Origin of the sequence: Mesotoga sp., assembly GCF_035363035.1 — a bacterium.
Lineage (GTDB): Bacteria > Thermotogota > Thermotogae > Petrotogales > Kosmotogaceae > Mesotoga.
Genome location: NZ_DAOSEH010000092.1, coordinates 1 through 7888, shown reverse-complemented (window position 1 = coordinate 7888; position 7888 = coordinate 1). Strand labels below are relative to the sequence as shown.

The 7888-nt window shown below is 49.0% G+C and carries 11 protein-coding genes; 2 read left to right on the top strand and 9 right to left on the bottom strand.

What is annotated here, in order from left to right; all coding sequences use genetic code 11:
* Window positions 1–73: 73 nt before the first annotated feature.
* From yfcE to PKX57_RS10440, 4 genes are read right to left on the bottom strand one after another with little or no spacing between them, the layout of a single operon-like run.
* Complete coding sequence (gene yfcE / locus PKX57_RS10455; RefSeq protein ID WP_213921577.1) at window positions 74–610, bottom strand: phosphodiesterase; 537 nt, start codon at window positions 608–610, stop codon at window positions 74–76.
* Window positions 592–1242, bottom strand: a complete 651-nt coding sequence (locus PKX57_RS10450; protein WP_213921576.1) for a thiamine diphosphokinase — start codon at window positions 1240–1242, stop codon at window positions 592–594. Before PKX57_RS10450 ends, yfcE begins: the two co-directional genes overlap by 19 nt.
* Entirely contained in the window at window positions 1239–2435 is a 1197-nt protein-coding gene (locus PKX57_RS10445; RefSeq protein WP_213921575.1) for an RNA polymerase factor sigma-54, read from the bottom strand. Before PKX57_RS10445 ends, PKX57_RS10450 begins: the two co-directional genes overlap by 4 nt.
* The gene (locus tag PKX57_RS10440; protein WP_472417187.1) at window positions 2419–3936 is read right to left on the bottom strand and encodes an NAD(P)H-hydrate dehydratase; all 1518 of its coding nucleotides are present in this window, start codon (window positions 3934–3936) and stop codon (window positions 2419–2421) included. Before PKX57_RS10440 ends, PKX57_RS10445 begins: the two co-directional genes overlap by 17 nt.
* Before the next feature lie 72 nt (window positions 3937–4008).
* Between PKX57_RS10440 and PKX57_RS10435 the strand changes: the two genes are divergently transcribed.
* On the top strand, window positions 4009–4713 hold the full coding sequence (locus PKX57_RS10435) for a hypothetical protein (RefSeq protein ID WP_214047751.1): 705 nt from the start codon (window positions 4009–4011) through the stop codon (window positions 4711–4713).
* On the opposite strand, the gene PKX57_RS10430 is transcribed toward PKX57_RS10435, so the two are convergent.
* Complete coding sequence (locus tag PKX57_RS10430) at window positions 4704–5045, bottom strand: hypothetical protein (RefSeq protein ID WP_213921572.1); 342 nt, start codon at window positions 5043–5045, stop codon at window positions 4704–4706. The two genes, PKX57_RS10435 and PKX57_RS10430, sit on opposite strands and share 10 nt — an antisense overlap.
* Before the next feature lie 99 nt (window positions 5046–5144).
* Between PKX57_RS10430 and PKX57_RS10425 the strand changes: the two genes are divergently transcribed.
* Complete coding sequence (locus tag PKX57_RS10425; protein ID WP_472417185.1) at window positions 5145–5552, top strand: methylglyoxal synthase; 408 nt, start codon at window positions 5145–5147, stop codon at window positions 5550–5552.
* Here PKX57_RS10425 and PKX57_RS10420 read toward each other — a convergent pair.
* The 4 genes from PKX57_RS10420 to PKX57_RS10405 all read right to left on the bottom strand — a co-directional run.
* A complete protein-coding gene (locus PKX57_RS10420) occupies window positions 5469–6707 on the bottom strand; it encodes a DNA polymerase Y family protein (RefSeq protein ID WP_169699569.1) in 1239 nt (412 codons plus the stop codon). The genes PKX57_RS10425 and PKX57_RS10420 overlap by 84 nt on opposite strands.
* Before the next feature lies 1 nt (window position 6708).
* Window positions 6709–6948: a hypothetical protein gene (locus PKX57_RS10415; RefSeq protein WP_169699568.1), complete on the bottom strand. Its 240-nt coding sequence runs from the start codon at window positions 6946–6948 to the stop codon at window positions 6709–6711.
* A 70-nt stretch (window positions 6949–7018) separates the two neighbouring features.
* Window positions 7019–7387, bottom strand: a complete 369-nt coding sequence (locus PKX57_RS10410) for a SprT-like domain-containing protein (protein WP_231936703.1) — start codon at window positions 7385–7387, stop codon at window positions 7019–7021.
* Window positions 7388–7439: 52 nt separating this feature from the next.
* Window positions 7440–7888 (bottom strand): biotin/lipoyl-containing protein (locus PKX57_RS10405; protein ID WP_472417183.1); only part of this gene is annotated, 449 nt, incomplete at its 5' end.

Below are 7888 nucleotides of genomic sequence, written 5' to 3'. Positions count from 1 at the left end.
ACATAATACCTCACCCAGATACTTATTATATCATGGCTTCTGTAACATGTTTTTCTAAAGCCGTCGCAGAGAGTCAGAAAGTTTCGCCTTCCGACCTGGCTCCGGTGAGATTGAAAACGGAGATCTCTCTTTTTTTGAAGTCAATTGTACCGAAAGAACCGGGAGAGGCGTCCTTTGGAAGTGAAGGGCTTCCCGGATTGAGCAAAAGCAGGGAGCCTTCTCTCACCAGTCTCCGCAAATGGGTATGGCCGCTGATCACTAATCCCCTTTCGAAGGGAAAACTCTCCTTTCTGTGCCCGTGGTACATGTAAATGTCGAGCCCGTTTATATGTACGACTCTCGAGTCTGGAAGTCTGTCTTTACCGATCAAAGTCAGATCTATTTCGCTATCGCAATTCCCCTTAACACCCACCAGTCGATCCCCCATATCTTTGAAGAGCGTCGAAAGGGAAATAGGGTCGTAATCGGCGGGAATTGGATTGCGCGGACCGTGGTAGAGATAATCTCCGCAGTGGAGGATCATTTCGAAAGGTCCGAATTTATCGATGATCGCTTTTGTTATTTCAAAAGCCCCGTGTGTATCGGACAGTATCAGAATTCTTTTAACCATCTGAAATAGATAAGCGCACCTCCTCTGCACAGCACTTTAACCAGAGGTCCCGTGGCCACGTTTGAAACCCCGAGCGGCCTTGTGTAATCGAGAGTCTGCCCTTTTAGAGGATACTTGAATCCCTCCAGAGTCACGACCGGAAGGCCACCACCGAAAGGTAGAAAAGACCAGGTTTCGCCCTCGATAGCTTCCATGATCGTGCAGGAATCACCATCCTTCATGAGACCGGCCTGGAAGTTCTCCTCGGTTATGAGGAGTTTCATGCCGGTATCGGCGCCGTAGATAGAGAAAAGCGTCGCCAGGAAGTGATCCTCACGTCTTCCCGATGCACCGAAGATATCGACATCGAGCGCACCCCTTTCGTAAAGGGTCTTTATGGCCAGAGTCGTGTCCGTATCGTCCTTCTCCGGCGGAAAGATCAGGATCTGGGCGCCACTTTTTTTGCACCAGTCGAGAGTCGCGGGAGATATCGAATCCATGTCTCCCACCAGTATCTCCGGCGGTCTCTCGAGTTCGCGGAGTTTTTCGGCGCCAGAATCGGCGGCGACTATCACACCCATCTTCGAAATCCTTCTCGAGTAATAATCATTCGAGGAAGGGTACTGACCTCCCAGAAAGAGTCCGGCCTTCAAGACTGGCTGTCCTTTCCGAGGCCCAGAAGGTTACGATACTTGTTCACGGTGCGTCTGGCGATCGATATCCCCCTGTTGTTCAACTCGTTAACCAGCCGGGAATCTGAGATCTCTTCGTTATTTCTTACGATCTCCGCTATGATCTCCAGAGCCTGTTCCTTCTCCTGGAGGTTTCCAAAGAAATACCTCAAAGGAAAAGTGCCTGCGGGTGTCTGGATGAATTTACCCTTCACGGCGCGGCTTACGGTTGACACCACAACGCCGAGTTTGTCGGCAATTTCGTTCATCTTGAGCGGTCTTATCTTATCTCCCCGGTTGAGGAGAAAGACAGCGTTTCTCATCACTATTTCGTTTCCTATGGCCAGAAGCGTTGTCTTTCTCCTCTCGAGAGCGCTGACAAAGAACTGGGCCTCTTCAAGCTTATCTTCTAAATAATCCCTGGCGCTCTTCTCACCGTTTTCAAGGATCTCTCTGTAAGAATCCTCGATGTTGAGAATCAGTGAACAGTCCCTGACGGTCACCATGAATTTCTCGTCGAAAAATTCGATGTACAGATCGGGCTCGACATACCGGACATAAGTTCCGTCGCTGTAGCCCGAGGAGGGGTAAAGCCCCCCGTCCATCAGTTCGCTCAATTCCTCCCTGTCCCTGGCGAAGACACCATCGAAACCGCTCTCCCTGAGTACCCCTATAATCGAGTCGAGTTCCTCCAGACTGCAGTTACCCTCCTTTGATACCGCTTCGAGATCCCTGCTGAGGAGACCGTAGTCGTCCATGTTATCCAGGAGCGTTTCGAAAAGACCGTACTGTCGATCGTCGAGAACGTAGTAAGCAAAATCCTTGAGTATCTCTCTGAAAGTAGGTTGTTGCGCCTCGAGCCTGTCGAAGTCCCAGCCTTCTCTGTCTGAACTCTCTTCTCTCATGTAAACCGAATACTGTATCGGCTGAGAGTAGAGATCTCCATCCTCAACGTTCTCTTCGTCTTCGTTTCTTCTTTCTTTATCCTCACTGTCTTCGATGAGATCGTAATCGTCCCTCTTGATCTCGAGCAGAGGATTGGCCTGCACTATCTCCTCCAGCTCCGCGGTTATTTCCTGAGAGTTCAACTGCAGCAACTTCAGGGCCTGCTGAGATCTTAAGGATAAGCCTTGCCTCTGTTCGAGCTTCTGAGATACTTCATGTCCCAATTCCATGTTTCTCTCCCCTTGCTCCTTCAACCAGACAGGAAAATACCCGGGAGTATTCTTTCCCGATACTGGAAGCGGTATTCGACGCGTCAGATTCATCGCTCAATTCCGCCGCTTTCCCCATGAAATACATCCCAAGAATGGCGGCTCTTTCGAGATCTCCGGTCTGAGCCGCAAAACTTCCAATCGTACCGCTCAAAAGATCGCCGCTGCCGCCCTTCGCGAGTCCGGTCGTGCCGGCGATGTTTATGCTCAACTTTCCGTCGGGGTTGCACAAAACGGAACTCGATCCCTTCAAGATAACTCTACACCGGAATTTCTCGCAGAAATCCATCAGAGATTTTAGACCGGTTTCGCCTCCGCCCAGACGCCTGAACTCGCCGGGGTGGGGGGTCAGGAGGATGTCCTCCGTGTGCGATAGTACCGTCAAATCCTTCGAGAGAGCATACAGACCATCGGCATCCAGGACCATCCGGCTTTTTGAGAAGATCTTGATCAACTCCAGAACGGTTTCTACCGTCTCTTCATCTCTTCCGATTCCCGGACCAATAACGATAGAATCGGCCTTTTTCGCGAGTTCGACTATCGCATCGAGATCGTCGCGAAATATGTGCGACCCCTTGCCGACTACCGCAATTGCTTCGGGAAGGTTGTTACGTATAACCACGGCCGCTCCCGGGGGAGTGTAGGTGTAGATGATGCCGCAGCCCGATCTCAGGGCGCCGAGAGCACTCAGGAAGGGTGCACCCGTGTAGATTTCACTTCCGCCCACAACCAGCACGCTCCCGTACGTGCCCTTATGACTATCGACGGGACGTTCCGGGAGGAGTTTCAGAACCAGCTCCTCATCTATGACCGACGAATCGAGTTGTCCGTCGAGGATCTCTCTGGAGAAGCCTTCGCTCCTCACAACCACCTCGCCGCAGTAATCGCGCCCGGGATGAAGGTAATGACCTACCTTCCCGGCTCCGAAAGTCACAGTTTTATCGGCCCTGAAAGCCACTCCTCGAACGCTTCCATCGAAGCCGGAAACTCCGGAGGGAATATCCACCGCCAGCTTTATGGATTTCAGTCCGTTGCCGTACTCTACCAATTCGGCGACTTTTCCCTGCAACTCTCCGTGAAAGCCCGTCCCGAATACGGAGTCTATTATCATATCGGCACGCGAAAGGAGGCTCTCTGCCGTACCCTCTTCGAATCGGTGTATCCTTCCTCCTAAAGAGACGAAGAGAGAAGCGTTGAAGATCGTATCGGGCGTGGAAGGACGATAGCATTCGATTACAGAGACAGTCTTTCCGGCGTTCAGCAGCAACCTCCCCACCGCGTAACCGTCCCCGCCGTTGTTACCTCCACCGCAAAGTATCGCAACCTCCTTGACCGAGAGGTATTTCAGAACTTCCTCGAGTACGCTCCTCGAAGCATTTTCCATGAGCAACATAGAGGGAACCCCTCTTTCGATGATCAGTCCGTCTATTCTTCTCATCTGCGCTGGAAATGCAACTTTCAAAGTATCACCTCATAAAGATCTTATCATTTTTACCCCCGATTGACATGTTATAATGTGCCGAGGTGAAAGCGATTGAAGCGAATCCTGGTTTTTCTCTTTGTGCTCATTTCCCTGTACGCCTTTTCGACCGAAGAATACAACGATCTGACACTCTTCATAAGGGAGATAGTTGAAAGCGGCGACATAGATGCACGCGTCAAGATGGAGTTTCATATCATCGATTCCGACGGCGATGGTTCGAGTTATCGAGATATTCTGGTCGGTGCCCGTTTAATGCTGAGCGGGGGCGAGGATCTGTACATTGAGTTTCTCGAGCCGGAAGAAATGAGTGAAATAGCTTTCGTATACCTTATGAGGGAAGAGGTTATCTTCAGTATCGTAGAGGGAGTTCCATGGAAGCAGTACCGCTGGAGTTATGAAACGGGACTGATCGAGAACCTGCTGGGACAGTTTTTCAGGGGTCTCATGGAGCAATCCAATTTCAGCTGGGAAGTCGAAACTCTTTCCGATAGAAGTATTTACAAAATACTCCCTTCGGAATCCAGAATGAGGATACTCGGTCTTCTCGGCGGCGGCGGTTACCTCCCCAACCTCATGCACATATATCTTTCGTTGAAGAGAAGGGAGGGTTATTTTCCGAACCTCGAGTTCTTGAAGATAACCGACAGACTGGAGAAGGAGTATCTGTATATCGAATTTTTGGATCTGCAGATGAAAGCCGACAAGCAGTTGTTTTCCGATCTCAGAAAGAGCTTCTACGAAACCTTTCAGAAGTAATCTCTCCCGAGCTTGGTGACTATTCTGGGTATCTCTATACCCAGGTCTCTGTCGAAGAGATCGGTGGTAACGACGAAATCTTCGAGGTCGATGTGGTGGGTCCTTTTATAAATTCTCAGTGCTCCCTTCAGGAGGAGGAGGCTGCCGGCATGTATTTCCGTGACCACCCTCCCGGCGCTCTTCTTCAAGAAACGAACCTCGAATATCTCCAGAACCTCCCCGACTTTAGAGAATCTCTTCACCCCTATATTGAAAAAGCCGCCGCGCTCTGTAGATACAGGATCGGACGTGGCTATGCCATAAAGGATGACTTCGTTAAAAGATAAAGACAAAGGTCACCTCGATTCAACAACTCGATAACTCGATCTGCCTCCCGGTCGCTAAGGGTCGCGTTGTGGTATCATCTTTTCAGGAAATCAAAGGAGGTAATTATGAGCAGGATTCCAAGAGTTGCCCTCATAGCCCACGATAAAAAGAAAATCGATCTCATAATGTTCGTCAGAGAACATCTGGATATCTTCAAAAACTGCCGGCTCTTCGCCACCAGTACGACCGGAAACCTTCTGAAAGAGAAAGTCAAACTAGAGCTGACTTCCTTCAAATCCGGTCCACTCGGCGGAGATCTTCAGATCGGTTCTTTAATTGCCAACGACGAGATAGATTTCGTTATCTTTCTGAGAGATCCTCTCACGGCACAGCCCCACGAACCGGACGTGACCGCCCTGCTCAGAGTCTGCGATGTTCACAACAAACCTTTAGCAACTAACCTGGCGACGGCAGAAGCCCTGGTAATGGAGATCGGAAGGTTTCTCGACTCTTCTGATTCCGGGAAGGAATAGTATATTGCCGGGAAAGATCGAATACTCTCCAAACTTTTTTTCGATCTCCAGCGCCGTTTCCAGCGGGTTTCTCTTCGCTTCGAAGAGTGAGAGTTGCTCTCCGTTCTTCTTTTCGGTGAGGTTCCAGCAGGTAATGCCGACGGCCCTGATGGCCTCACCCTTCCAGATGGATTCGATCATCCACGGCAGGATTTCGGTCATATCCTTTATGGAGGAGATCGTGGAACCGAGTCTTTTCGAAAGTCTGCGCAACTTTCCGTCGGAGTACTTCAGATGAACAGTGAGTCCCGCACTTTCCATAGAACATCTCCCAAGTCTGTAAACAACTCTGGCGGCCAGGAAGTTGGCTACCCTCATCACCAGTTCCCGATCGGTGATATCCACAGAAAGAGTCATGGAATGGCTTATGGATTTGGGTGGTTCCTCTCTGAAAAAAATCTCCCGAGAAAAACTATTTTTTGAGAGACTCTGAATTAGTCCCAAAAAGCTATTCCCGAAAGCGGTGTAGAGCTTTATGGGATTTCTTTCGAACTCCTCGAGAACTTCTCCGACCGTTTTGTAACCCATCGATTCCAGTTTGATCAGTGTATGCTTCCCGATGCCCGGGACGTCGCCAAGAGGTATCTGCTTCAGAAAAGTCCTTTCTAGACCTTTCTTCACGACTACAAAACCGTTCGGCTTCAAATAATCGCTCGCGATTTTGGAAAGCACTGGATTGACAGTAACCCCCACAGAGGCCGTTATCCCGAAACTCTCTTTCAAATCGTGTTTGAACTTTATGAAACTCTCCAGAGCCTCCTCGAGCCTTGTGTAGAAACCTAGGTCGACGTAAGCCTCATCTATACTTGTCACCATTATTCTCGGGGAAACGCTGGTGAGCATTTTCATGATTTCTCTGGAAACATATTCGTACTTCCTTGATTGCACCTTGACTGCCATCAAATCGGGACAGAGCTTAACGGCCTGAAAGAAGGGCATTCCTGATCTCACACCGAATCTTTTAGCTTCGTAACTGGCCGAAGTAACTACCGAATGGCGTTTACCGATTCCGGTGACGGCGATAGGGCGTCCTTTCAAGCAGGGGTTGGCCGCTTGCTCTACACTCGCGAAGAAAGCGTCCATATCTATGTGAGCAATGTATTCTATGCCCGTCATTTTAACAGTTCTCCAATGGACGACAGTACCATTTTTTCAGTGTTTCGTGGAACTCCAGACTGTAGGCTCCCAGGTTGGTGAGGACCGAGAAGTGGTGTATTCTCTCTCTGCCCGCAGATTCTATCCAGTTCGAAGTAATGGTCTTTATAAAAATTTTTATACCATCATAACTGAACCTTATAGGTATGAAATATTCTTCATTGTAATATACAAGTGCTTTGGATAGCCTCTTTTGAGTCATATTCCTATCACCGTTATAATTATTTATACCAAATGGTATAAATAATTATAGCAGATGATTTCCGGAAAAATCAACTATTTTCCGATCCTCTGGAAGATTCGACTTTTGCGGGTACTCTTATATCGAAGCCCAGTTCACTGGAGAGTTTTTTGAAGTCTTGCGAAGAATGCGAGAAGTCTCTTCCATTTATCATGAGATAATAATGCGAGAGCTCGTGAAGTATTGTGCCTTTGAGAAGCTCTTCGTTCGCGTAAATCGAGGAGGCTATTTCTATTCTCAACGGCTTGTAACGACCGGCAGCCTTCAGATAAACAAGCCTGCCGAGAACTCTTTTTAGTCTCGAATTGAACGAAAAAGGTATATCGGGAAAGACCCCGAAAACCTTTAATGAAAGAATTCTTGACAGAGTTACCAGTTCCCTGTCATCTGGAAACTTCATATCGATCATAACGGAAAGACTTTTCGGATCATAAAGGCGGAAGAATCCGCCTTTATGATCCGAGAACTATCATAGTCTCTCCGGCATCTATATTGTCGCCCTTGCGGACCTTCACCTGCTGGACCATTCCGGAACTCTCCGCCAGGATGCTGTTCTCCATTTTCATGGCCTCCAGTATTAACAGTTTCTGGCCGACGCTCACGCTGTCTCCAACGGAGACAAAAACCTCGAGGATCGTTCCAGACATCGGCGAGACAACGTTAGTCCCTCCGTTGTCGCCCGATTGAGAAGGTCTCTCATCGACCTCCGGTTCGGATCTTTTCACTTCTTCGACCTTTTTCACGGGTTCCGTTTTTCTGGCAGCTACAGGTGTCTCCGGAGCTTCGCTCACCGTCTGTTGAACTTGTGTCTGCGAAGATACTTCTTCGATTTCTACGTCGTATTCCTTTCCATTAACCCTAACCCTGAACCTTCTCAATTCTTGCTCCTCCTTAGTCTCCA